Source organism: Gracilimonas sp. B-17 (assembly GCF_056857935.1).
This window is the reverse complement of record NZ_JBSXOA010000012.1, coordinates 1,412,559-1,435,842: the sequence shown is the minus strand read 5'-3', so window position 1 is coordinate 1,435,842 and position 23,284 is coordinate 1,412,559. Positions and strand designations below refer to the sequence as shown.

General features: G+C 40.4%; 26 protein-coding genes and 1 tRNA gene. 20 read left to right on the top strand and 7 right to left on the bottom strand.

Going from position 1 to position 23,284, the window contains the following annotated elements:
* The first annotated feature begins 6 nt into the window (after positions 1–6).
* Positions 7–348, top strand: a complete 342-nt coding sequence (locus AC13FX_RS14620; protein ID WP_482881624.1) for a hypothetical protein — start codon at positions 7–9, stop codon at positions 346–348.
* Here the strand turns inward: AC13FX_RS14620 and AC13FX_RS14615 are convergent.
* A complete protein-coding gene (locus tag AC13FX_RS14615; RefSeq protein ID WP_482881623.1) occupies positions 335–1,102 on the bottom strand; it encodes a hypothetical protein in 768 nt (255 codons plus the stop codon). The two genes, AC13FX_RS14620 and AC13FX_RS14615, sit on opposite strands and share 14 nt — an antisense overlap.
* Positions 1,103–1,224: 122 nt before the next feature.
* Between AC13FX_RS14615 and guaB the strand changes: the two genes are divergently transcribed.
* From guaB to AC13FX_RS14525, 18 genes are all read left to right on the top strand, one after another.
* Positions 1,225–2,712 carry an IMP dehydrogenase gene (gene guaB / locus AC13FX_RS14610; protein ID WP_482881622.1) on the top strand — a complete coding sequence of 496 codons (1,488 nt, stop codon included), beginning with the start codon at positions 1,225–1,227 and terminating at the stop codon, positions 2,710–2,712.
* Positions 2,713–2,726: 14 nt separating this feature from the next.
* Complete coding sequence (locus AC13FX_RS14605) at positions 2,727–4,007, top strand: glycosyltransferase family 4 protein (RefSeq protein ID WP_482881620.1); 1,281 nt, start codon at positions 2,727–2,729, stop codon at positions 4,005–4,007.
* Positions 4,008–4,037: 30 nt separating this feature from the next.
* Complete coding sequence (locus AC13FX_RS14600; RefSeq protein ID WP_482881619.1) at positions 4,038–4,895, top strand: M23 family metallopeptidase; 858 nt, start codon at positions 4,038–4,040, stop codon at positions 4,893–4,895.
* Positions 4,896–4,903: 8 nt separating this feature from the next.
* A complete protein-coding gene (locus AC13FX_RS14595; protein ID WP_482881618.1) occupies positions 4,904–5,326 on the top strand; it encodes a bactofilin family protein in 423 nt (140 codons plus the stop codon).
* Between the two features lie 15 nt (positions 5,327–5,341).
* Positions 5,342–5,557, top strand: coding sequence for an AtpZ/AtpI family protein (locus AC13FX_RS14590; protein ID WP_482881617.1), 216 nt, complete (start codon positions 5,342–5,344; stop codon positions 5,555–5,557).
* Positions 5,541–5,942 (top strand): hypothetical protein, encoded by a 402-nt coding sequence (locus AC13FX_RS14585; protein WP_482881616.1) that lies wholly within the window; start codon positions 5,541–5,543, stop codon positions 5,940–5,942. The genes AC13FX_RS14590 and AC13FX_RS14585 overlap by 17 nt, the downstream gene beginning before the upstream one ends.
* Positions 5,939–7,024 carry a F0F1 ATP synthase subunit A gene (atpB, locus tag AC13FX_RS14580; RefSeq protein WP_482881615.1) on the top strand — a complete coding sequence of 362 codons (1,086 nt, stop codon included), beginning with the start codon at positions 5,939–5,941 and terminating at the stop codon, positions 7,022–7,024. The genes AC13FX_RS14585 and atpB overlap by 4 nt, the downstream gene beginning before the upstream one ends.
* Before the next feature lie 41 nt (positions 7,025–7,065).
* A complete protein-coding gene (gene atpE, locus AC13FX_RS14575; RefSeq protein ID WP_103665798.1) occupies positions 7,066–7,287 on the top strand; it encodes an ATP synthase F0 subunit C in 222 nt (73 codons plus the stop codon).
* A 19-nt stretch (positions 7,288–7,306) separates the two neighbouring features.
* A complete protein-coding gene (gene atpF, locus AC13FX_RS14570; RefSeq protein ID WP_482881613.1) occupies positions 7,307–7,822 on the top strand; it encodes a F0F1 ATP synthase subunit B in 516 nt (171 codons plus the stop codon).
* An 8-nt stretch (positions 7,823–7,830) separates the two neighbouring features.
* Positions 7,831–8,379, top strand: coding sequence for an ATP synthase F1 subunit delta (gene atpH / locus AC13FX_RS14565; RefSeq protein ID WP_482881611.1), 549 nt, complete (start codon positions 7,831–7,833; stop codon positions 8,377–8,379).
* 32 nt (positions 8,380–8,411) lie between these two features.
* The gene (gene atpA / locus AC13FX_RS14560) at positions 8,412–10,019 is read left to right on the top strand and encodes a F0F1 ATP synthase subunit alpha (RefSeq protein WP_482881609.1); all 1,608 of its coding nucleotides are present in this window, start codon (positions 8,412–8,414) and stop codon (positions 10,017–10,019) included.
* Positions 10,020–10,037: 18 nt separating this feature from the next.
* Positions 10,038–10,934, top strand: a complete 897-nt coding sequence (gene atpG, locus AC13FX_RS14555; protein ID WP_482881608.1) for an ATP synthase F1 subunit gamma — start codon at positions 10,038–10,040, stop codon at positions 10,932–10,934.
* A tRNA-Ser gene (locus AC13FX_RS14550) sits at positions 10,934–11,020 on the top strand. The genes atpG and AC13FX_RS14550 overlap by 1 nt, the downstream gene beginning before the upstream one ends.
* A gap of 99 nt (positions 11,021–11,119) precedes the next feature.
* Complete coding sequence (locus tag AC13FX_RS14545) at positions 11,120–12,505, top strand: TolC family protein (RefSeq protein ID WP_482881606.1); 1,386 nt, start codon at positions 11,120–11,122, stop codon at positions 12,503–12,505.
* A gap of 20 nt (positions 12,506–12,525) precedes the next feature.
* Complete coding sequence (locus AC13FX_RS14540) at positions 12,526–13,110, top strand: MlaC/ttg2D family ABC transporter substrate-binding protein (protein ID WP_482881605.1); 585 nt, start codon at positions 12,526–12,528, stop codon at positions 13,108–13,110.
* Between the two features lie 39 nt (positions 13,111–13,149).
* Positions 13,150–14,178: a glycosyltransferase family protein gene (locus AC13FX_RS14535; protein WP_482881604.1), complete on the top strand. Its 1,029-nt coding sequence runs from the start codon at positions 13,150–13,152 to the stop codon at positions 14,176–14,178.
* On the top strand, positions 14,168–15,103 hold the full coding sequence (locus AC13FX_RS14530) for a hypothetical protein (RefSeq protein WP_482881602.1): 936 nt from the start codon (positions 14,168–14,170) through the stop codon (positions 15,101–15,103). The genes AC13FX_RS14535 and AC13FX_RS14530 overlap by 11 nt, the downstream gene beginning before the upstream one ends.
* Positions 15,096–16,556, top strand: coding sequence for a capsule assembly Wzi family protein (locus AC13FX_RS14525; RefSeq protein WP_482881601.1), 1,461 nt, complete (start codon positions 15,096–15,098; stop codon positions 16,554–16,556). Before AC13FX_RS14530 ends, AC13FX_RS14525 begins: the two co-directional genes overlap by 8 nt.
* Positions 16,557–16,561: 5 nt before the next feature.
* Here the strand turns inward: AC13FX_RS14525 and AC13FX_RS14520 are convergent, their stop codons facing one another.
* Together AC13FX_RS14520 and AC13FX_RS14515 are read right to left on the bottom strand one after the other, a co-directional pair.
* Complete coding sequence (locus tag AC13FX_RS14520) at positions 16,562–17,407, bottom strand: sulfotransferase family protein (RefSeq protein WP_482881600.1); 846 nt, start codon at positions 17,405–17,407, stop codon at positions 16,562–16,564.
* 3 nt (positions 17,408–17,410) lie between these two features.
* Entirely contained in the window at positions 17,411–18,193 is a 783-nt protein-coding gene (locus AC13FX_RS14515; RefSeq protein WP_482881599.1) for a glycosyltransferase family 2 protein, read from the bottom strand.
* A 144-nt stretch (positions 18,194–18,337) separates the two neighbouring features.
* On the opposite strand from AC13FX_RS14515, the gene AC13FX_RS14510 reads away from it, so the two are divergent.
* The gene (locus AC13FX_RS14510) at positions 18,338–19,057 is read left to right on the top strand and encodes a DUF3047 domain-containing protein (RefSeq protein WP_482881597.1); all 720 of its coding nucleotides are present in this window, start codon (positions 18,338–18,340) and stop codon (positions 19,055–19,057) included.
* Positions 19,058–19,069: 12 nt separating this feature from the next.
* Here the strand turns inward: AC13FX_RS14510 and AC13FX_RS14505 are convergent, their stop codons facing one another.
* The 4 genes from AC13FX_RS14505 to AC13FX_RS14490 form a co-directional block, all read right to left on the bottom strand.
* Positions 19,070–20,503, bottom strand: a complete 1,434-nt coding sequence (locus tag AC13FX_RS14505; RefSeq protein ID WP_482881595.1) for a lipopolysaccharide biosynthesis protein — start codon at positions 20,501–20,503, stop codon at positions 19,070–19,072.
* Positions 20,504–20,626: 123 nt separating this feature from the next.
* Positions 20,627–21,658: a hypothetical protein gene (locus tag AC13FX_RS14500; protein WP_482881594.1), complete on the bottom strand. Its 1,032-nt coding sequence runs from the start codon at positions 21,656–21,658 to the stop codon at positions 20,627–20,629.
* Between the two features lie 215 nt (positions 21,659–21,873).
* Positions 21,874–22,767, bottom strand: a complete 894-nt coding sequence (locus AC13FX_RS14495; protein WP_482881592.1) for a hypothetical protein — start codon at positions 22,765–22,767, stop codon at positions 21,874–21,876.
* Positions 22,768–22,769: 2 nt separating this feature from the next.
* Entirely contained in the window at positions 22,770–23,246 is a 477-nt protein-coding gene (locus tag AC13FX_RS14490) for a hypothetical protein (RefSeq protein WP_482881591.1), read from the bottom strand.
* Positions 23,247–23,284: the final 38 nt, after the last annotated feature.

Below are 23,284 nucleotides of genomic sequence, written 5' to 3'. Positions count from 1 at the left end.
ATGATCATGATGAATAACGCATTATCTACTTACACTCAAAACCAAACTGAAACTGCATTATTCGCACTTCCAATACTAAAGCGCATCGAACGTGAAAGTCAGCAAGACTATAGCGAAATGCAGGAAGCCTTCGAATTAATGGGGTGGGCTGATCTACCTGATAGACTAAAAGTTGAGATCCATGATGATGTGAAATTCATGGTTGAAGAACTGAAAGGCAGATTTTCTTCTATTGACCCCTTTGTAAAGCGTCGTAGACAAACGGTTACTTATTGGGTTAACTGTTATCAGGACGGCATTTGTAGTCTGGATGCTGCAGTAACTGCTTTAAAGGTTAAGTCTTTATAGACGAATCGTTATCCTTTATTTCAGGACCTGAATCTTGCTTATATAGATCTTCAGATTCGACCTGTATAGCTGATGCTGATCCTTTCCGGAACGAGAGGATCTTTTTTTGGAGGGAATTTGAAAGATTTTTCAGCATGGTTTGTTGTTTCCGGAAATAATATTTCAGGTAGAATCTGCTCATAGCAAAACCACCTAAGCCGGCAATAGGTGCTACCATGAGCGCTAATTCTTTGTATGTCAGACCTTTAACTGTCAAAAATGTTAAAATAAATACAATGAAAAAGCCCAGGAACCCTGTAATTAATTTAAATGGTCCCCAGGATGAGACCATCTGTATTTTCGTTTTATTCTTTGAAGGAGTCAGGGAAAAGTGTTTATAGCCAAAATCGGTTTTTCTTTGCTCCCATTCATAGGTATTTCCGGTCTTTCGAATTTTGCCAATTCCTCCTGTAATCTTTCTGATCTCAAGAACTAATTCTTCCCACTGCTCTTCTGTAAAATCATTGCTTACAACATCTACATGCTGAATTTTGGATGTGCCTTTCCATAGACTATATGTCTGATCGGTTAGTTTTGGGTCCTGTAAATTTTGAAGGGCTTGTAGTACAGATTCTTTGCTGATCCCAATTTCTTCTGCGATCTCAATGATCTCGCTCTCCGATAAACCCTGTTCTTCATGACTCATCTCACTCGCAGTTTGAATTTCTGAAGCTTTAGCAATGATCTTACTTATCTGTTCTTTATTATAAATCATGAAATGAGGCTATATCGGTTAAATGGAATAATATTTAAATACTGCAAAAATTCAGATTCGATGCAGAACTTCCAAAGAGATATACTTATCTTTGAAAAACTGCAAGCCAAATATTTTACTTAATGCACAACACTGATAACGCCTCTCCATTTGAACGCATTACACGCCAGGGACTTACATATGATGATGTGCTCCTTGTACCCAATTATTCCAATGTACTTCCCCGCGACGTAGATACAAGCGTCAGACTCACACCGAATCTAAAACTCAATGTTCCAATAATAAGTGCCGCAATGGATACGGTATCAGAATATCGTATGGCCATTGCTTTAGCCAGGGAAGGTGGCATTGCCATGCTTCACAAGAATATGAGTATTGAAGATCAGGCTGAACATGCCCGCTTAGTGAAAAGAAGTGAAAGTGGGATGATCGTGGATCCGGTTACTTTGAAAAAAGGGGCTACTGTCAAGGAGGCCCGTGCTTTAATGAGAAAGCAGAAAATAGGTGGTATTCCTATAGTTGATGATAACGGGATCTTGATCGGGATCGTCACTAACAGGGACCTTAGGTTTGAATCGGCTATGAATAAAAAACTGGGTGAGATCATGACCCATGAGGATCTGATCACTGCCAAGGAAGGAACAAATCTTCAACAAGCTGAGGAAATCCTGCAGCAGCACAAAGTTGAAAAGCTCCCAATTGTTGATAGCAAAAACAAGCTGGTTGGCCTTATTACATTTAAGGATATTGAAAAGAAAATGAACTTCCCCAACGCTTGTAAAGATGATATGGGTAGATTGAGAGTAGGGGCAGCTGTTGGAGTTACTGCTGATACCATGGATCGTGTAGATGCTTTGGTCGCGGCCAGTGTGGATGTTATTACCGTAGATACCGCACACGGACACTCACAAGGGGTGCTGGACACCATTAAAAAAATTAAATCAGTTTACCCTGACCTGAATATCATAGGTGGAAATATAGCTACCAGAGCAGCAGCTGAGGCTTTGGTAGAAGCAGGTGCCGATGTGGTTAAAGTGGGAGTTGGTCCCGGTTCAATCTGTACTACCCGGGTTGTGACAGGTGTGGGTGTGCCCCAGCTAAGTGCAGTTATGGAAGTAGCTGAATTCACCAGAGATAATGGAATTGGATTGATCGCTGATGGAGGTATAAAGCAAACCGGTGATATCCCAAAAGCTATTGCCGGAGGAGCTGATGCCGTTATGATGGGATCCATGTTTGCCGGAGTTGACGAAAGTCCAGGTGAAACCATTATTTATGAGTCAAGAAAATATAAGTCATACAGGGGAATGGGTAGCATCGGAGCCATGAACAAAGGGTCCAAAGATCGCTATTTCCAGGATGTTGAGGATGATATTAATAAGCTGGTTCCGGAAGGTATTGAGGGGCGTGTACCGTTCAAGGGCTATCTCAGTGAAGTTGTGCATCAGATGACCGGTGGACTGCGAGCTGCCATGGGATATGCCGGAGCTGCGGATATTGAAGAGATGAAAAAAGCTGAATTTGTGCAGATCTCTGCTGCTGCTTACAAAGAAAGTCACCCGCACTCGGTTCAGATAACGAAAGAAGCTCCTAACTACTCGGTTTCATAAACGGCTTGCCCGGCATGAAAAACGTGCTCTTTTTGGTCTACTACTTTCCACCATTGGGTGGAAGTGGTGTTCAACGACCACTTAAATTCGTGAAGTACCTTCGTGAATTTGGTTGGAACCCGGTGGTAGTATGTCCGGAACCTGGAGCTTACCCATATTATGACCATTCCTTACTTGAAGAGTTGAATAGACTGGCTGTTGACGTTCACAAAGTGCCTGCAAAAACACCATTTCATCTTCCTTTCCTGAAAAATATTAAAACGCCTCTTCCTGAAAAGGTGATAGAATATAGTCGCCGGCTTTTAAGGATGTTCATGTATCCCGATAATAAAAAGGGATGGATCGAAGCTGCTGTACAAAGATCAGTGGAATTGGCTGAGGAACAGTCCTTTGATATGATATTCAGTACGGCACCTCCTTTCAGTGACCATATTGCGGCTTCCAAACTAAAAAATAAATTAAAGATCCCATTGGTCCTGGATTACAGAGATGCCTGGGTTAATAACCATTTCATGGACGATCTATATGAGTGGCAAAAGCAGATCCATAAAAAAATGGAATACTCCTGCCTTAAAAATGCTGATAGGGTCATTGTTTTGGACCGGTATATGAGATCTTTAATTAAGCAGGATCATCCAGAATTGAGAGTGGATATAAAGATCATACCCCATGGTTTTGATCCCGAAGATCTGGATGGAACAGTTGAGCCCACTTTGGACTATAAGTCAGGGAAATTGAACTTTCTTTACAGTGGTCTATTTTATGAATCCAACCAACCTGACATTTTGTTAAATGCAGTGAAGGATTTGGCTCAGGAATCAAAGATCAACCTGAATGACATTCATTTTCATTTTCAAGGTGGTTTGTCACCAAGGATTAATGAGTTGATCGATGATCTTGGGTTGGAAAATTCTGTAACAGATCTGGGATATGTTTCTCATAGTATAGCAGCCGCAAATTTGAAAAAGGCTGATGTACTTTGGATGATCTCAAATTTTGATCCGGTTCATAAACAGGTTAAAAGTGGAAAGCTTTTTGAATATGTAGGTTCAGGTAAACCCATTTTAGGTTTGATCCACAGCGGTGCAGAATCTGAGTTTCTGGTTAATTACAGAGCAGGCTACATGGCACCGCCTAATGATATTGATAAAGTTAAAGCCTCTGTTTTATCCATTTTATCTGATTGGAAACAAAGGAATATGAAACAACCTGACAGAGCATATATTGAACAATTTGATCGGAAAAAATTAACGGAAGAACTTGCGATGGTATTCGATACATTATCATCTCAATAATTATACAAGTATTGTTTAACTTGAAGGTCTATGATCGATCTGTTAAAAAAATTATTTGAACAACGCCGTAAAGAAATTACGGTCATGCTTTTAGATGATTCCCAGCCAGGGGAGGATAATTCCTATAAGTTATATCCCAACAGCATCTTCGGGATCTTCATGACCATTTTTGTGATCATGGTGGTAGTAATTGCGGCTACTTTTATGGTCACTCCGTTGGGGGAGTTATTATATAATTCTGATGAAGCTGAGATCCGAGAACAGATCATGCAGATAACAGATAAGACCTTAGCGCTGGAAGATTCACTTAAGAAAAGAGATACCCAGCTCCAGGAAATGAAGAATATTATCCGACTTAGTGTAGATACAACTTTAGCCATGGATCAAAGGTTTGATCAGTTATTTACTGAAACTCAAGGCATGGAGGAGGGTGAATTTGTATCAATGGAGCAGTATGGTTCTATTGAAAAGCTTTCGCAAAATGAGATCCTGTTTTCCAATGTCTCAAAGACCATCCCCGATTTTCCCGGACGGTATCCGGTCAAGGGGTCGTTGACCAGAGGGTATTTACCGGATGAAGAACATTATGGTATCGATATTGCAACTGGCATAGATGAACCGGTGATCAATATTGCAGACGGGTCGGTTTTTACCAGCAGCTGGACCATCAATAATGGTTATGTGATCTCAATTCAGCATGGCAATGGTGTAGTAACTACTTTCAAACATTTAGCTAAGCTAAACAAAAGAGAGGGAGACCTCGTACTGAAAGGTGATATTTTAGGTTCCACAGGCGATGCCGGTGTTTTAAGTACCGGTCCGCATCTTCATCTCGAGGTATGGAAGAATGGCGTTCCTCAAAATCCGGAATTATATTTAATCAATTAATTAAGAATATGCTTAACTCTAAGAAATCATCAAATAACGTGTCAGACAACTCCAGACAATCACCAACCGTAAACATCATCAGTGAAGGTACCAAGCTGAAAGGGGACCTGATCTCAGATTCTGATATTCGAATTGCAGGTACCATTGAGGGTGAAGCCAATTCTAAAGGTAAGATCATCGTAACCGGGAATGGCAAGATAAAGGGTAACATCAATTCGGCGGATGCCGATGTTGCCGGTAAGGTAGATGGAGAGGTCAAAGTTTCCGGGAAACTGACTCTCAGAGCCAGTGCCATAATTGATGGGAATATTTATACAAAGACATTAATTGTAGAAGAAGGTGCACAGATCAACGGATCATGCAGAATGGGCTCCGATGCTAAATCTTATACAAGCTCCAAGGAAACCGAAAAACCCAGCATAAGCAGTTAAGACATCCCTGATTCATTGCCAAAAAATTTACTTCCGAAAAAATACATGGAGTACCTGGGCCTGGGGGCTGAAATAGCAGCTTCACTTTTGGTGCCAATAATGGCAGGCTATTTTTTGGACGAATACTTTGGGACTTCACCGATCATATTGATGACAGGTGTTCTCGGGGCTATGATCGGCTTTGGGTTTATGATCATCAGGATCACTAAGAAACTTGACGCTGATGATTAAATTGAGCCAATCAGTATTGGGAAATTCACTCAAATTTTCCGCACTGCTTTTAATGGTCGGAAGTACTTTTTTTTGGTTAGGGAAGGCAGAGGGTATTGCAGTTGTGACCGGTATATTGCTTAGTTCGGTCTTTGTGGTTAGTAGTGGCTGGATCCTTGAAGCTTTTCAAAATGCTGATGGCAGCCTCTTTATACAGGTTTATATCTTTTCGATAGCTATAAGATTTATAGTGGTTCTGCTTTTATTCGGAATTTTGCTCGCAACAACAAAAATTGATGAAATCTACTTTACAGTTAGTTTTATTATTTCCTATCTTTGTCAATCTGTAACGGAAATGATTTTAATCAACAAATTTCTTCAAAAGAGCGGCAGTAAAAGACAATGATTCAAACCCTGCGTCGAGTTTTCTTAACTCTTTTATTTCTCAGTGTAAGCACATCAAATACATTCGCAGCCGACGATGCTGAAGGGGCCGAAGAGCCTATCATCGACGTAATGGGAACCGTTGCTGATCACGACTATTTTAAAGTACCTAAGTTTATCAACGGTGGTAAGCTTTATCTGCCAAGGATCTTTTACTGGGAGACTGCAGAAGGGGAGGCACAGTTAAGTGCATATGCTTCCACTAAAAAAGCACTGGCCTCGGATGAATTTATTGAGACTGATGAAGGAGCTATAGTTCCGGCAGGTGGGGGAAGTATTAAGGTTGATTTTTCAATTACCTCACACCTGGTTTATTTTTGGCTTGGGATGGGCCTTGCTGTCTTATTAACAATTATGGCAGCGAGTCGATATAGAAAAGGCATTGGCCGCGATGTGGAGCCTAAAGGGGCGATGCAAAACATCTTTGAAGTTTTATTCGTGTTTATCCGGGATGACGTTGCTCGTGATAATATAGATGATCATAAAGCAGATAAATACGTTCCATTTTTATTTACCATGTTCATGGGTATCTCTTTTATGAACTTATTTGGATTATTACCCTGGGCAGCAACGGCAACGGCTGATCTAACAGTTACTGCGACTCTGGCATTAGTGACATTCGTGATCACACAGTTCAGTGGTACTAAAGATCACTGGGCTCACGTATTTTGGTTTCCGGGAGTGCCTGGATGGGTTAGGTTTATCCTTACACCGGTTGAGATCTTAGGTTTATTCACCAAGCCATTTGCACTGGCCATTCGTTTATTTGCCAACATGTTATCAGGTAAGATCATGATCATTGCCATACTTGGGCTGGTGTTTATTTTTGCTGACCTCTTTGGAGCCGGAGCCGGATTTGGAGTTGGTATATTCTCAGTTTCATTGACCGTTGTATTGTACGCCTTAAAAGTATTTGTTGGCCTCTTACAGGCATACATCTTTACATTATTGTCAGCTGTATTTATTGGAATGGCGGCTGAAGATCATCATCATGATGAAGAAGGATATCACACAGAACATATTGCTGAAGAAGTTTCAGCTTAATAACATAATCTAACATCAATTAAAACTAAACAAACAGAACTATGGGATTATTAGCAGCTGGTATCGGAGCTGGAATCGTTGCACTTGGTGCCGGAATCGGAATTGGTATGATCGGTAAAAGTGCTACAGAAAGTATTGCACGTCAACCAGAAGCTTCTGGCGACATTCGCGGTGCTATGATTTTGACCGCAGCCTTTATTGAGGGTGTTGCTCTGCTCGGTGCCGTTATTTGTATTTTGCTTGCGCTTGGAATCGGTCAATAATTTAAGGTAGGTAACTATCATGACTTTCCTATTAGCAGGTGGAGGAGGTTTACTGTCATTTAATACCGGGTTTGCGATCTGGATCTTAGTATCCCTGATCATATTCCTTCTGGTAATGATGAAATACGCCGTTCCTCCAATTATGACGGCACTCACGGATCGTGAGCGCAATATCAAAGATTCTTTGGAAGCAGCTGAGAAAGCGATAGCTAAAGCTGAAAAGATATCCAAAGATAATGAAAAGGCATTGCGTGAAGCTGAAGCAAAAGCTCAGCAGATCCGAAAAGAAGCCGTCAATGAAGCTGAATTGATCCGTGCTGAACGAATCAATAAAGCAAAAGAGGAGGCTGATCAACTTATTGAGCAGGCCAAGGCTACTATCGAGCAGGAGAAAAAACAAGCTCTTGATGAATTGAGAAGCGAGGTGGCAAAACTTGCCGTGCAATCAGCTTCTATTATCATCGATTCTGAGCTTGATAATGAAAAGAATAACAAGCTGGTAGATAAATTTTTAACCGATCTATCTAAAAACTAATTTAATTCATGCTGGTATCTAAGGCTTCAGGAAGGTACGCAAAAGCACTTTTAGAGCTTGCAGAAGAACATGATGTTCTCGAGCAAACTCTTCAGGATGTCTTATTTATTAAGGAAACCATTGATGGATCAAGGGATCTCTTACTTTTTTTGAAGAGTCCTATCATCAAGCCTGAAAAAAAGGTCGCTGTACTGGAAGAGATCTTTGGGGGAGAAGTAAGTGAGCTGGTTCATAAGTTCATTACCCTGATTGCCCGGAAGAATCGCCAGAGCATGATCGACCAGATCGTAAACTCTTTTATTGAGATCTATAATGATCATGCCGGCATCATAGAAGCCCAAATATCTGTAGCTGAGAAGCTCACTGATAAGCAACTGGAACGAGTACGATCCAGAATTGCAGATGTTACCGGTAAAAAGGTTCAGATCAATGAACAAGTGGATGAGAGTCTTAGAGGTGGAATGGCCATTAAGATCGCAGATACAGTTATTGATGGTACCGTGAAGCATAAATTGGAGCAGCTTGAGGATAAACTCCTCAGCTCAGCGATGGAATAAAATTATAAAACTTTTTTAACTAGATATATAAGATGAGTCAAGTCAGACCAGACGAAGTTTCAGCCATTTTAAGAAAACAACTCTCAGGCTTCGACAACGAGGCAGATACCTACGATGTAGGTACCGTACTTGAGGTGGGTGATGGTATTGCCCGTGTGTACGGTTTGTCTAAAGTGCAGGCCGGAGAATTGGTTGAACTGCCGGATTCCAAAGATGATAATGGCAACCCGGTAACCGGAATGGTACTAAACCTCGAGGAAGATAACGTTGGTATCGTACTTTTCGGTTCTGTAAATGCTGTTGAAGAAGGTCATGCGGTAAAAAGAACCAATGATATTGCCTCCATTCAGGTAGGTGAAGGCTTATTAGGCCGTGTGATCAATCCTTTAGGGGTTCCAATTGACGGAAAAGGCAGTATTAGTGGCGACACCATTAAATTACCTCTCGAGCGTAAGGCTCCAGGAGTAATTTATCGTGAGCCTGTTACTGAACCTCTTCAGACAGGACTAAAATCCATTGACTCATTGATCCCGATCGGTCGAGGACAGCGAGAATTGATCATTGGAGACCGTCAGACCGGAAAAACAGCTGTTGCTATCGATACTATTATCAATCAGAAGGCAACGCAGGATACAGATAAGCCGGTACACTGTATTTATGTAGCTGTTGGTCAAAAAGGGTCAACCATTGCGAATATTCGCAAGGTACTGGAAGATAACGGGGCCATGAAATACACGACTATAGTTGCGGCTCCAGCCAGTACTTCAGCACCGCTTCGTTATATTGCACCATTTGCCGGTGCGGCTATTGGTGAGTATTTCCGTGATACCGGTCGTCATGCACTGGTTATCTACGATGATCTTTCAAAACAGGCTGTTGCATACCGTGAACTTTCCCTGTTGCTTAAACGACCACCGGGACGTGAAGCTTATCCTGGAGACGTATTCTACCTACATAGCCGTCTTCTTGAGCGAGCTGCTAAGATCATTAATGATGATGAAGTAGCAAAGAAAATGAACAACGTTCCAGAAGAACTGAAGCCAAAAGTGAAAGGCGGTGGGTCACTAACAGCACTACCTGTTATTGAAACACAGGCCGGTGACGTTTCTGCTTATATTCCAACAAACGTAATTTCCATTACCGATGGTCAGATCTTCCTGGATACTGACTTGTTTAATCAAGGTATTCGACCGGCCATTGATGTCGGTACTTCGGTATCACGTGTAGGTGGTTCTGCTCAGGTGAAATCCATGAAGAAACTTTCCGGTACTTTGAAACTGGATCTTGCTCAGTACCGTGAACTGGAAGCTTTTGCAAAATTTGGTTCTGATCTGGATGCATCAACTCAGGCACAGCTTAGAAAGGGTGAAAGAACTGTTGAACTGCTGAAGCAAGGTGAATATCAGCCACTTCCGGTTGAACAACAGATCGCTTTGCTTAAAATCAATTCTGAAGGTTTGCTAGATAAACTTGCCGTTGAACAGATCAATGAGTTCGAAAAACAATACCTCGAAACAGTTGGTATTAAGTTTGAAGACAAAATGAAATCACTTTCAGAAACAGGCGTACTTGATGACAGTTTTGGTGATGAATTGATCAATATCGCAAATTCTGTAATTGATCAGGTCACAGCTAACTAATTAATACCGGTTTAATCAATGGCGAATCTTCGAGACATACGAAACAGGATCTCTTCTGTAAACAATACGCAGCAGATCACCAAGGCTATGAAAATGGTGGCAGCTGCCAAATTGAGAAAGGCACAGGATAAGATGACGAGTACACGTCCCTATGCCAATAAAATAGAAGAGGTAGCTGGCAGACTTGCTAATAACAATGAGGCCACCAATCCTGTTATGCGTATACCTGAAGAGGTGAACAATGTATTGTTTATTGTCATTGGATCTGACAGAGGGTTATGTGGCGGTTTCAATAATAACCTTTTTAAAGATGTGGAAAGCAAAATACATAACAATTTTGCATCTCATGAAAAGAATGGAAGCCTCTCATTGGTTACTATAGGTAAGAAGGCTACTGCCTATTTCAAAAAAAGAAAATATAATGTTTTGGATCAGTTTCCGGGATTCTTTGACAATATTGAATACCAGAAAACCTCTGATATCATGGAAACTGCAATAGAGCAGTTTATCAAGGGTGATTATGACGAAGTTTATATTTCTTACAACGAATTTAAATCTGTAATTGCACAGAATAGAAAGACCCAAAAGGTACTACCGATAGATCCGGAAAGTATTGGAAAATCTAAATCCAATAATGCATCTGAATCTACGATTGATTACCTTTACGAGCCAAATTCACAGGCGATCTTAGACCGACTGTTACCTTTGCATTTGAACATGCAGTTATGGAGAGCAGTTCTTGAGTCTAATGCTTCAGAGCAAGGTGCACGAATGACCGCTATGGACAGTGCAACTGAAAATGCCAAGGATCTGGAACGTGATCTGCGACTTGAATACAATCAAGCCAGACAAAGTGCAATTACAACTGAGATCTCGGAAATTGTATCCGGTGCTCAGGCACTGAGTGAAAATTAGGAGAGCTGGCAGAGTGGTCGAATGCGGTGGTCTTGAAAACCATTGAGGCCTCACGGTCTCCGGGGGTTCGAATCCCTCGCTCTCCGCTTTAAAATAGCCCCTTTATGGGGCTATTTTTGTTTTGAACCATTGGTTTTAAATATTATCATCGTGCATTCGTTGAAGGCTTAAATCAAAAACTAATTATGACAGCACGAATAAGCTACTTGCTACTCTTTCTTTTTGCGTGTTCCTCGACAGCCCTTCAGGCGCAGGATACATTAAGAATTGATTTTCAAACCTTCCTGTCCAAAGCACTCAATAACTCCGGTCAGGTTGAGTATGAACGACAAAATGTTGAATTAGCAAAAAACAGGGTGGATCAGGCTAAGGCTCAGCGAATTTTACCAAGTGTTGAATTTAACAGCCAACACGGTCTTGTTCCCGGGGTTAAAAGTGATGTTCCGGGTTTACCTGAAGATGAGTATTACCTGGATCCCAACCTACGAAATGACTGGGAAGATTGGGCTGTATTTACACGGTTTCAGCTAACAGCGGCTCAACCGGTCTTTACATGGGGTGCGATCAATAAAGCAGTTGATGCTGCCAGGCTTGGGGCAGAAGCTGCTCAATATAGTTTTGAGGCGAAAAAAGATGACCTAGAGATCAGATTATTTGAACTTTATTATAGTCGGATACTGGCAATGGAGATCGAACGATTGCTGGATGAGGCACAGGATAAAGTGGACCAGATAGAGGCACAAATTGAGGATATGCAGGAAGAGGGGGATACAAGCCTTGATGATTCTGAAATATTCAAATTCGAGATCTTTAAATCTGAGTTTGAGATCCAAAAAGCCGAAGTAGCTGAGAATATGAATTTTGTTCGGGAGACCTGGAACTATATACTCAGAAATGACGAAAACATGGTTTATGAGCCTGAAGTCAGATTCCTGGATCCGGTTTCTGCTGAAATTGAACCTGTTGATTTTTATCAACAATCTGCGTTCAGCAATCGCCCGGAATTAAAAGCTCTTGATATTGGTCAGGAAGCCACCCGTACTTATATATCTTCACTTAAGCGGCAGAATCTTCCTGGATTGTTTTTGGGGGGGTATCTGAATTTTGCTGATACACCAAACCGTCCACGTCAATCGAATCCATTCATTCAGAATAATACCAACCTATTCAGTGGTGGATTTGGGTTTACCATAAGGCAGAATCTTAACTTTTTGTCGATCAAAGCTAATATAGAAAGGAATCAGATCGAGCTTAGAAAGATAAATTATGCCGAGAATGCTGCTAAAGATGGTATTTTGTTGGAAGTGAATAATAATTACCGACAAGCTACACTGGCTGATGTTAAGGTTAAGCAGACGGATCAAGCCCTTGTTACGTCAAAAAAATGGTTGAGACAGGAACAATTAGACTATGACTTTGGTATGGGTGATGTAAAGGATCTTATTGACGCCATGAAAAAAGAACTTGAATTAAAACTTCAATTGAAGCAAAGAGTGTTTGAATTTAATTCATCTTTAGCTAAGCTAAATAAATCGGCAGGTATCCCGTTAACTACGCTGATAACAAACTGAATTTTATATTTATTATGAAAATGATGAGAACCTTACTTTTTTTAATTATTACTCTGATCGGATCTAATATCGTATATGCACAAAATGCAGATCAGCAAATAAGGGAATTACTTGAAAGCAGAGATGATCAGATCAAGGAACTTATGGGGCCTAAAGGCACCGAATATACTGACGCACAGCGTGCCGAACTAAAGGAGATCATAAACGGGATCATTGATTTTGAAGCAATGGCCAAAGAAGCTTTGGATGAAACCTATAACACTATTACAGAAGACCAACGAACTGAGTTTGTTGACCTCTTTTCAACCATAGTTAGAGATCAATCATTGAATAAGCTTGACATTTATAGGGCTAAAGTCACTTATACCAACATCTCTGCAGATGGAGATCAGGCCAGGGTTGAAACTCTTGCCGAGCTCGATGATGTCCGAACCCCGGTCAACTACGAAATGGAAAAAAAAGACGATGAATGGGTCATTACCGATATGGAAATTGATGATGTATCAACTGCCGGATCATACAATCGGCAGTTTCAGCGTATCATAAACCAAAAAGGTTTTGATTCATTGATGAGTAGCCTTCGAAAAAGGGCAGATCGGGCATAAATTGTTTCGATAAATATTTTACCTTAAAAATAAAACAGTGTGCTAAAACCGGTATCGAACGACAAAATTGGCAAGGAAGGCTACATCTATGTAAGTTATGGCCATCCAAAATATCTGAAGCATGTTGTAGCCTCAGTCACTACTCTCAGACGGTATGATACAAAAAGGCCCGTTGCTTTAGCCTGTACCAAAAAACATCAGGACCTTATAAAAAAATATGGTCTTCATCAGATGTTCGATCATTTGATCGACCTGCCGGAAGAACATGCTTCCATTGTGGGCTTCAAACACAATTTTTGCAACTACCTTTATTTTGATAAAAATCTTTTTCTGGATAGTGATATCGTGTGGTGTAAAAACCCGGATTCACTATGGAAGGCGTTTGATGCATATGAATTTACAGTTACAGGTAATATAGTATCTGATAACTTTTTTGGAGCACCTAAGGGTATTGGAGTCGCAAAAGATATTTTAATGCTTAGAAGAAGGAGAACCTTAAAGAGGTTTGGATTGACCTATCTCAGTCGGGCACAAACGGGTCTCATGTATTCCAAAAATCATTCACTTACCAAAAAAGTGTGTGGTTTGGCAAAAGAAATGTTGAAGAGGAAGGCAGAAACTCATTTTCAAAGCCGCAAAAAGGAGCGTGGTCGCACAGAAGAATCCTGTGAATGGAGCCTGGCAATGGCTATGTCTAAGCTAAATATTCCTGTCTATGCCTGGTTTCAGGGACATACCAGTCCACAGCTCGATTATATAAAATTCCTTACTGAACACGATGAAGATTTCGAATATGTGAAGTGTAAATACTATTGCAACGATTTTGTGTATTCATTTAGGGGCTTGAAAACGGATTGGGTCAAAAATCTTCTTATAAAATTGTTTTCTGTGATACCTGGAAAGGGAGACCATATGATGGTAACACCGTATTGCCTGCACTTTGGTTGGTATCATGAAAAAGGACCGTTCTTTGAATTTTCGGACAGAGTGTGGGAAAACTTAGTTTCTGCCAACAGTTCATCAAAAGCATCATCAGGACTAGAAGATCGTTCATCCAATGAAGCTTAGTGATGAGTGGAAAAAATTGATTAAAAAGTCGCTTAGGGTTTTAGTACAATTTTCTATCATCGGGTACCTTTTCTATCAGCTTTTTGAGATCGGTCTAAAGCAGATCCTTGAATCGCTTCCTCAGATACCTTCTTTTTATCTGCTATATTTTGTCATATACTTTTCTCTTCCATTGGCTGAGGTATTCATTTATAAGATCAAATGGCCGATCACTTTCAGGGATGCGTTTCCGATATTTATCCAAAAGAAAGTATTAAATACCGATGTAGTTGGGTATTCAGGGGAGTTATTTTTATATATGTGGGCAAAAAAATACCTGAAAGACCCGGCCAAGCAGGTATTTATTTTTATAAAAGACAATAATGTTTTGTCATCCCTGGCTTCAGGTATTGTTACCATCTTCTTGCTCATTTTCTTTATTTCAAAGGGATATATCAATATTTCTGACTATGTAGGGGAGGTCAATGGATGGAGCTGGATATTGATCTTTATTGGTTTGATCCTGGCATTAGGACTTATATATAGGTTCAGAAAGGCGATACTTGCACTGAATCGATATGACAGCATGAAGATCTTCTCGCTTCATGCCGGCAGGATCATCTTCATCAATGTAATTCAGATCTTACAGTGGCATGTGGCAAGGCCAGATATCGCTATACCGGTATGGTTCACCTTCTCAGCTGTACAAATACTGGCATCACGGATCCCATTTTTACCAAGCACAGATGCCTTATTTGTTAACGTTGCCCTGGAAATGTCTGGTGTGGTCTCTGTCCCAAAAGAAGCCTTGGTAGGAATTTTAACAGCGAATCTTATATTAAAGCGCATTCTGAATGTCGTATCCTATCTGGTCTCCAAATATGTGGGAACGGAAACCGATCTGGAACCATCAAAAGAAGATATAGATCTTGATAAAAATGATTAAAAGAACAGTTTTATTATTACTGACCCTCATATTCAGTAATACTGCAATAGCCCAGTTGACCAATTTTGATAACAATAATATCGATCTAAAAACAGGGGTTTCGTTACTGACTAATCTGAATGGTTTCAATGAAGGACTTCCTTATTGGTCACATGTGAATCAGGATGGACGCGTTGACCAAAATTCTGCAAATGTTATAAACTACATCGATTGGAGGGCAAACTTGTACAAGACCTCATTAATTGACCTCACAATAGGAGGTAGTTTGACCTCACGAATTTCTGAGAGTTCATCCATTTTTTTTGATAAGGCTTATGTTGACCTCAATATTGGGAATTTCAAATTGATGGGTGGGCGGTATATTGACCCGCTGGCATTGAAGGAAGACGAACTTTCTACAGGATCTTTTATGTATAGCCGTAACGCTACACCTATTCCAAAGGTGGCATTTGCCACTGATGGTTTTGTAGGAGTTCCCGGAACCAATGGGATTCTACGCTATAAAGGGTTATTTGCTCATGGCTGGTTCGATAATGAACGTCATGTAAAGAATGCTTATTTACATGAGAAATATTTTTACCTGAGCATCAAATATGCTTTTTTTGATGCAAGAGGGGGGATTGTACACAATGTTCAATGGGGTGGTGTGAGTGATAGCCGGGGACAGCTGCCATCCGGAGCTCAAACATTTTGGGAAGTCATCACAGCAACAGGATCTAGTGATGATAATGCCCCCGGTGGTGAGCAATCAAATGCAGTTGGAAATGCAGTAGCAGCATATGATTTCAGCCTGGGATTAACGTTTGATGATTTTGACCTGAGAGCGTATCGTTTGTTTTACCTGGAGGATAAGGTGTCTACCAGGTTTAGGAGCCCATGGGATGGAATTTGGGGCTTAACAGTTAAACCTAAAAACACTAAGGTGATCCAAAAACTCATTTGGGAACATATCAATACTAAGAGAATGGACTCTTATGATTGGGAGCCTACAGGAACTGCAAGTTACTACAATAATGGTATTTACCGAACCGGCTGGACCTATCAGGGCCGTGTGATCGGTAACCCGATGTTATTGACAGATGGTACCACTGAACGTCCGGTTTATAATAATATCATCATAGCTAACCACCTGGGATTATCCGGGCAATTATCTGAAGCCGTCAATTATAAGTTACTATATACCTTCTCTCGTAATTATGGGGAGGTACAGGATCAGATCATCACCCGGTTGCCCCGTGAAGAATGTCCCGGAACCGGTGGCAGGGTATGCGCTGAGTTGCGTCCGCTTGAGCAGCTAAAAAAAGTTAACCATTCGATCATGGCCGGAATACATTCATCTATACCCGGTTTTCAAAGAGTTAAATATGGTATTAGCATTACTGCTGATCTTGGGGAACTTTATGGAGATAGGATTGGAGCCGGTATCAACATTGAATACGATCTGATCAAATAGGTAGGTCAGGTCAAAGTGTTGATATCTATACTTTGGTAGTCAAAGTCATCAAGTTGTTTTCTGATATGATCCTGGATATCGGGTGAGAGACGGTTAAACTTGTCAGAGGTGTTCAATGTCTCCCGAGTGTTTTTTACTTTCCAGACCTCTTCTTCACCGATCAATGAGTTTGCGGTTTCGTGATAATTACTTAGGATCTCATCCTCAAATGGTAACCCGATCCTGTCAAATAAAAATCTCAATACCTTTTCAGGTGATTTTACCAGATTCTCATATCTGACATGACAGTTATTCTTTTGCCCAATATATTTTTGAGATATCCTGATGCTGCGATTCCACCAGAATATTGATTTGTCAACGGATCGCTCTCCAGACCACTCTTCCGGGTTGTTTCCGGTGGCTTCACTCAAACTGGCTACTACATCCTCACCATTTCTGATAAGATGAATAAAGAAGGCTTCATTTTCAGTTCCCTGAATTTGGTCAATGAAATGGAGGTGCCGGGGAGTTTTTTCCAGTAAAAATTCTTCCTCAGCATTTCGGAAATGTTCACCAATTTGATTTAACTGCCCGTTAAGAAACTTTACCCATTCACTGGTATAGAATGTAGATCCAAATTCTTTGAACTCCTTATTTTTTTGAACTCCGAGATCAGTCAGGATCTCTTCCACGATCTTAATGTGTTTTGCTCTGTATAGGGTTACCCTTCGTATTATAGGGTTGATCGAGATCGTTCTTGAGTAGAGGTGGGTCTCAGGAAATGAAACGATCTTACTGTGTGAGGCAAGAAAACTTTGAAGCAGGGTGGTGCCGGAGCGAGGACAGCCAACGATGAAGATCTTTTTCATCATAGTCTAAAGCAGGTTTAACTGCCTTGATTCCTCAAGGTAATTCTGAAAAGCTTCAGAAGCTTTATCACTAAGTTGAAAACGTGGATGTCCAAAGAGGTCATTCCTGATAACGGCATGCCAGATATATTGAATAAGAGCACTGGGTGAGTTTCTTATTCTTCTTCTGAAATGCTCCTGTTCCCACGTATTATCACCATGATAGGCCCGCAAAAATAAGTAATTGTAAGAATGATCCAGTTTGTGATAACGCAATTTCATCCATTCTTCCAGATACACGGTATCTTCAGATCGTTTAGTTTCCGGATAACGAATGTCATCATTTCTGCGGTGCATGATGCTTCCCGGTATACCGTCAGGTAAGATACCCACGTACGGGTGCATCATAAACTCCTCGGTATCCAAATGCATCAGAGATGAAGCCAGACAGCAGGCATCATATCCCTGATCAAGAATTTCAGCCTGGATCTTTATTCTATCCTGGTGATACCAATCATCATCATCCCATTGGATAAGGTAATCCCCATTAGACTCTTTCAGACTCCGATTACGTAATTTGCCTAATACGAAATCGGGCTCTTTTTTTAGCTTAATATACTTTACCTGTTCAGCCGGAATTTCCTCAAGAATGGGGGAGTAATCTTCCTCACCGTCATCTACAATGACAAGCTCCTTATTTTGGTAAGTTTGGTTTTGAAAACATTGAACGGCTCTTTTTGCCAGATCTCGTCGGTTGGCTGTTACCATCAGGCAGCTGACCTTAGGAGAATTAATATTGGAATCGGGCATTTATAATAGTTTGTTTTGCGGGGAATATTTGGTAGAAAATACCGTTAAATTTGCAGAGGTGTAAATCTCATTTTAGTTAGATAAATACGTTGGCTTTCAACATTTAATATCTCAGATATGTACAGAATTGCCGGTACACTTTTAATGGCGCTAATATTATTAAATTCAACTTTTGCCCAGATCAATAAGGAAAAGTTAAAAACTCCTCTAAAAGAATTACCGGGAGGAGCTTTACTTGTGGAAGATTTTGAGGGAGATAATATTGGTGAATTGCCTTCTCGATGGTATAACAGGGATATGAAACAAAACGCGAATGATCCCAAAGAAGCGAAGAAATATCATTATACCATAGAAGAGGAAAACGGTAATAAATTCCTGCATTATGAACATACCGATGCCCGCCATCTTAATTTTCCGCTGCTTGAGAGAAAAAATGTGAATATACACGAAACCCCGATACTTTCCTGGAAGTGGAGGGTGAATAAGATACCGGAAGGTGGTAATGAGGATAAGGAACCAAATGACGTGGCAGCCAGTATTTATGTCGCTTATAATATGGGAAGGGTAGCTTTGTTCAAGAAAGTGCCTAAAAGTATCCGATATACCTGGAGCAGTTCCCTACCTGAAGGAAAGGAGATGTCAAAATTTTTTGGGAATCAGAAGATCATAGTGGTTGAATCAGGAGAAGATGAGATGGGAAAATGGATCCGGTTTGAGCGTAATATCAAAGAGGATTATGAACGGTTATTTGGCGATGAAGCTCCCAAAACTCCGATGGCCATTTTATTATTAAGTGATGCTGATCAAACGAATAGTAAGGCAATTGCAGATTATGATGATATCATGTTAAAGCCGGCTGATTAACTCAAACCGTTTCTACCTCAAAGCGTTGATAGTTTTACGCTCTGTGAACCAGATCACAAGAATCGAAAGGGTAAATATAAATATTGAAGCCAGTATTAACCCAACAACATCGGCACCCCCGAACCAATAGTTTATTCCATATCGGGTGGCGACTGCAACACCTGTAAGCGGTAATAAAATGTAGAGTGCCGAAAAGCTTTTAAATCCGAAATACCAAGGGTTGGTTTCGGTTACTTTAGCTCCAAAATAGAAGATAACACCCGAAATCAAAGGGTATAGGGTTAACCAGACATAGGCAACAGCAAGCATGCTGTATTGAGCAGCGATAAGAAAACCTGCAGGGAGCACGATAGCACTGCTAAGCGTAAAGTAGAAAACGAACCTGGCCTGACCTTTCGCATTGATCAGCTTGGGTAAAAGGGTGATCAGGCACTGAACCAGGCCAACCACTACGAATATTCTCATGTAAGGCACGGCATCCATCCATTTTTCATAACCGACCATTGGGAGAAACCAGTCAATATAGGTCCCAATGATGATCATCACGGTGCCAACTAAGAACATACTGGCCTTGCTCATGGTGAAGAAATAGTTTCGGAGCCTGTCAGTCTGATCCTGAAGCTTGGCAAAAGCAGGATAGGCTACTCGATTTATGACACTGGAAAGTTCTTGTACCGTGTCAAATACAAGTCGGTAAGCAAAGGAATAGATCCCTACCAACTCCATCGAAAAGAATTTTCCGATGATCAGATAATCTGCGTTTATATAGAGTTTCTGGAGAGTGTGCGATCCGGCTGTATAAAGGCCAAAGCTGAGCAAGTGTTTGATCTTATGATATTTGAATTGAAATCGTGGCCAGAAGGGCTTAAAAAGAAGACTTAACATCATTTGACCAACCTTATGGGCCAACTCGGCGAGAACGATTGACCACGCTCCCCAGCCGGCCCATGCCAGGTATATCATCAGGCCTGCAGATGCTGCCAGGGATACATTATCAATGATAGCGATCTTTTTAAAGGCCAGCTCACGGGTAAGCAATTTACTCGAGATCATATAGAAACTAAAAGCAATGATACCCAACATGTAAACCCGAATCATAGGTGATAGGACAGCTGTATCATAAAACTGTGCGATCCATGGGGCAATAAAGTATAGTGTTGCGTATAAAACCGAGGAAATGAGAAAGCTGATCCAAAAAAGAGAATCGATCTGAGTTCTCCCGATCTTGCGTTCCTGAATGATGGCAGCACCCAAACCGAGCTCGGTCAATGCCTTGGCAGTATTGAAAAAAGCTATGGCCAGTGCCGCGATCCCGAATTCTGCCTCTGAAATTATCTTTAAAGTATAAAATAAAGCTCCAGCATTTAGAAGACGGGCCACAACTGAACTGGCTCCGCTGTATAACACTGATGAAGCTACTTTTCGGGCAAAAGAAGTTTCAGTCATTGTAATGTAGTCTCATCAAGTTTACAGCTATGGGGTTCTTTAGAACAGAAGCACAAATATAGGGTTAACTTTAAGAGAATGGAAGGAAAGGATATAAAAATGGGTAGCTAGCTGTAATATGGTTTATCTGGCTTTCATATAGTAGAAATATCCGGCTTTCTCATTGTTAATATATGCCGTTCCATGCTTTTCCAGAAGTTCTCCACCAACCACTTTTTTGACGAAGAACCTTTGTACGGAACTAAGCTCATTGATCAAAGAGTATTCATTCAAAAGATCATCCACTTTAACAAGGATGTCTCCATCCTGATAGGTCCCATACACTACTTCCGAATCTAAATAATCGGTTGACCGCTTCACTTCGATGCCTGAAGGAGAAATAAGATGGGCTAATCCGTTATTATACCCAACCCCATATCCTATGGTTGATTGGGACCTGCCAGTCTTTATCTTCAAGAAATGAAAGTAAAAACCCTCAATATCATTTCCCTGTTTAACTCTATAACTGGTATCAATGAGTTCGGTGGTAAGATTATTCTGATAGAGGTGATCCATATACCCGGTGCCATTTACCTGAACCGTATCATCATTGATGGCAATATAGCCTTTAACGCTTGCATGAGGGATGGGAATAGTTAACCCCAATTCATGAGATCCGATCTTATATATTCCGTCACCAAGTGCTTTACCTTGTGAGATGTCATAAAACGTGATATCTACATCATATTTTACGCCATTCTTCTCGGTTTTATAATATAAACGGTGCTCACCATCCAGACTTCCCTTAGCCCAATAGTTCCTTTCAGGGTGCAACCGGAGATAATGATCTTCAGCTTCACTGATCAGGTCAGAGGGAGAGTACTCTTTATTAACTACATAACTCTGCCCGTCTTTCCAGGCAACCATCAGTTTGCCGCCGGTTACCCGTTCTTTAAACGAAGAACCGAAGTCATTGATGGAAAAAGTAAGAACCATTTGAATTTCTTCATTTAGGTCAGCATGATAGGTCCATAATTCGTTGTAATATTTTGAAGGAAGATTCTTGGCAACAAAATCCTCCGGTGTTGTGTCTCTGAAGCTGCCATTTGGTGATTGAGCTATCAATGAGGAAGTTGTCAGAAATAAAATTAATACCGTTAAAAGCCTGTATGACATTAAATTAATATCTAAAAGTTTTACAAATATATAATGATAACTGTTGACAGATAGCACTTAATAAAATGTATGAATGATCAAAAAATTATATGTGAATGTTGTAATAATTATTAGCTCACTAAAAAAGTGATTAATCGTTTAATAAAACAATTATTGCCTCTAACTCTACTCAATCAAATTGCAGAGTAATTAATTTCATTTTATAATTTGATATGTTAATAGAGTAAAATCTTACCAATGATCTTATTATCACTCCACTTTTCAACTCCGGGGATCTTATTTATGTACCGGTTCCAGAAAAAACCCATTATGATCAGTTGGATTGTGAAGGTTTTGAAAAATATGTTCATGGTCAGGTCAATACCCACATGCATACCAATCAGCATAATGATGATAAAGGGCCTGAATTTTTTTAACCATACTGTAAAACCGAGTAATTCAGTCAATAGGCCAAAAGATAAAATAAGGGTTGCGAGAAAACGACTATTGAAAGATAATTCTTGCAGCCAGTTATATTGAAATTCCCCCTGTAGAGATAGTATATCTATGCTTTTTTCTCCCATCCATAACCATAGATGGTACCCATCAACCCAGGTGAAACCGGTAGCTATGAGTTTGCTGATGGCAGCTGAGGTATATCCCAAACCCATGAAGAACAATGCAAAGCCAAAGGCAAAGGTCAATTCCTTTTTCATACCTTTAAAAAATATAGCGGCAAGTCCTAAACCCATTAAACTGAAACCAACCAGGTTGGCACTATGCGGGATCTCACCCTGAGAAAACCGAGCCACATGTTGTAAGTGAAACAGTAGAAATGCCAAAGCATACATCCAGCGTCCTTTCTTGATCAGTAAAGGGATAAGGGTAAAGACACTGATCAGTATGGCACTATAGATGGAGACATGGTTGGAAAAGAATATACTGATATCTATATAGTTGGCCAGGCCAAGAGGTAACACCACATCACTCAAGCGAGGAATATAGAACGCCCATTCCCAGGTGTATATCAGGGTATAAATAACAGTAAAAAATTCAAAAGCTCTTAATTGTATCTTGGTTCCAATAGACTCCGGTTGGTCAAATTGAAACAGATTACTTAGTATGTTCATAGTCACTCTGAAAAAAGATGAGGATTTTTGATCGTTGTATCGGCCGTAAATAGGATCATAGGGATAGCCTCGATCACTACGCTATCCTGATCATTCATATAACCTCTTACACGGGAAGCAAGCCACATTTCACCGGGATATTGATCGATCTGAAACGTTGAACGCATTCCATTCAATCTTTTTTCATCCCACACTTTTGTTTTCGTGATGAAGTTGGCAAAATCGATCTCATGGATCCCGTAATCTTTCAGTGGAAGGATCCTGTTTTCAATTTCTGTTATAGATTTGGTCTTCCAAAGATCAGCTCTTGAAGAATCACTTACCTGTTCCACAACCCCGCGTGACCATTCCTTTCCAGCCTGAGAGAACATTGGAAATATTGAAAAGGGCCAGAATTCACCTAAATGTGTTGCTACAAGAATAATATTCACAACAAGTGTCCATAAAAGGATCTTCTTATGTTTTTTAAAAGATTCCACTCTTGATAATTTGATTAAAATTAAGTGTTAAAGATATT

Excerpts from the sequence above, each read along its gene's own strand:
- AC13FX_RS14620 (WP_482881624.1), top strand. The coding sequence starts at position 7 with ATGATGAATAACGCATTATCTACTTACACTCAAAACCAAACTGAAACT.
- AC13FX_RS14615 (WP_482881623.1), bottom strand. The coding sequence starts at position 1,102 with ATGATTTATAATAAAGAACAGATAAGTAAGATCATTGCTAAAGCTTCA.
- guaB (WP_482881622.1), top strand. The coding sequence starts at position 1,225 with ATGCACAACACTGATAACGCCTCTCCATTTGAACGCATTACACGCCAG.
- AC13FX_RS14605 (WP_482881620.1), top strand. The coding sequence starts at position 2,727 with ATGAAAAACGTGCTCTTTTTGGTCTACTACTTTCCACCATTGGGTGGA.
- AC13FX_RS14600 (WP_482881619.1), top strand. The coding sequence starts at position 4,038 with ATGATCGATCTGTTAAAAAAATTATTTGAACAACGCCGTAAAGAAATT.
- AC13FX_RS14595 (WP_482881618.1), top strand. The coding sequence starts at position 4,904 with ATGCTTAACTCTAAGAAATCATCAAATAACGTGTCAGACAACTCCAGA.
- atpB (WP_482881615.1), top strand. The coding sequence starts at position 5,939 with ATGATTCAAACCCTGCGTCGAGTTTTCTTAACTCTTTTATTTCTCAGT.
- atpE (WP_103665798.1), top strand. The coding sequence starts at position 7,066 with ATGGGATTATTAGCAGCTGGTATCGGAGCTGGAATCGTTGCACTTGGT.
- atpF (WP_482881613.1), top strand. The coding sequence starts at position 7,307 with ATGACTTTCCTATTAGCAGGTGGAGGAGGTTTACTGTCATTTAATACC.
- atpH (WP_482881611.1), top strand. The coding sequence starts at position 7,831 with ATGCTGGTATCTAAGGCTTCAGGAAGGTACGCAAAAGCACTTTTAGAG.
- atpA (WP_482881609.1), top strand. The coding sequence starts at position 8,412 with ATGAGTCAAGTCAGACCAGACGAAGTTTCAGCCATTTTAAGAAAACAA.
- atpG (WP_482881608.1), top strand. The coding sequence starts at position 10,038 with ATGGCGAATCTTCGAGACATACGAAACAGGATCTCTTCTGTAAACAAT.
- AC13FX_RS14545 (WP_482881606.1), top strand. The coding sequence starts at position 11,120 with ATGACAGCACGAATAAGCTACTTGCTACTCTTTCTTTTTGCGTGTTCC.
- AC13FX_RS14540 (WP_482881605.1), top strand. The coding sequence starts at position 12,526 with ATGATGAGAACCTTACTTTTTTTAATTATTACTCTGATCGGATCTAAT.
- AC13FX_RS14530 (WP_482881602.1), top strand. The coding sequence starts at position 14,168 with ATGAAGCTTAGTGATGAGTGGAAAAAATTGATTAAAAAGTCGCTTAGG.
- AC13FX_RS14525 (WP_482881601.1), top strand. The coding sequence starts at position 15,096 with ATGATTAAAAGAACAGTTTTATTATTACTGACCCTCATATTCAGTAAT.
- AC13FX_RS14520 (WP_482881600.1), bottom strand. The coding sequence starts at position 17,407 with ATGATGAAAAAGATCTTCATCGTTGGCTGTCCTCGCTCCGGCACCACC.
- AC13FX_RS14515 (WP_482881599.1), bottom strand. The coding sequence starts at position 18,193 with ATGCCCGATTCCAATATTAATTCTCCTAAGGTCAGCTGCCTGATGGTA.
- AC13FX_RS14510 (WP_482881597.1), top strand. The coding sequence starts at position 18,338 with ATGGCGCTAATATTATTAAATTCAACTTTTGCCCAGATCAATAAGGAA.
- AC13FX_RS14505 (WP_482881595.1), bottom strand. The coding sequence starts at position 20,503 with ATGACTGAAACTTCTTTTGCCCGAAAAGTAGCTTCATCAGTGTTATAC.
- AC13FX_RS14500 (WP_482881594.1), bottom strand. The coding sequence starts at position 21,658 with ATGTCATACAGGCTTTTAACGGTATTAATTTTATTTCTGACAACTTCC.
- AC13FX_RS14495 (WP_482881592.1), bottom strand. The coding sequence starts at position 22,767 with ATGAACATACTAAGTAATCTGTTTCAATTTGACCAACCGGAGTCTATT.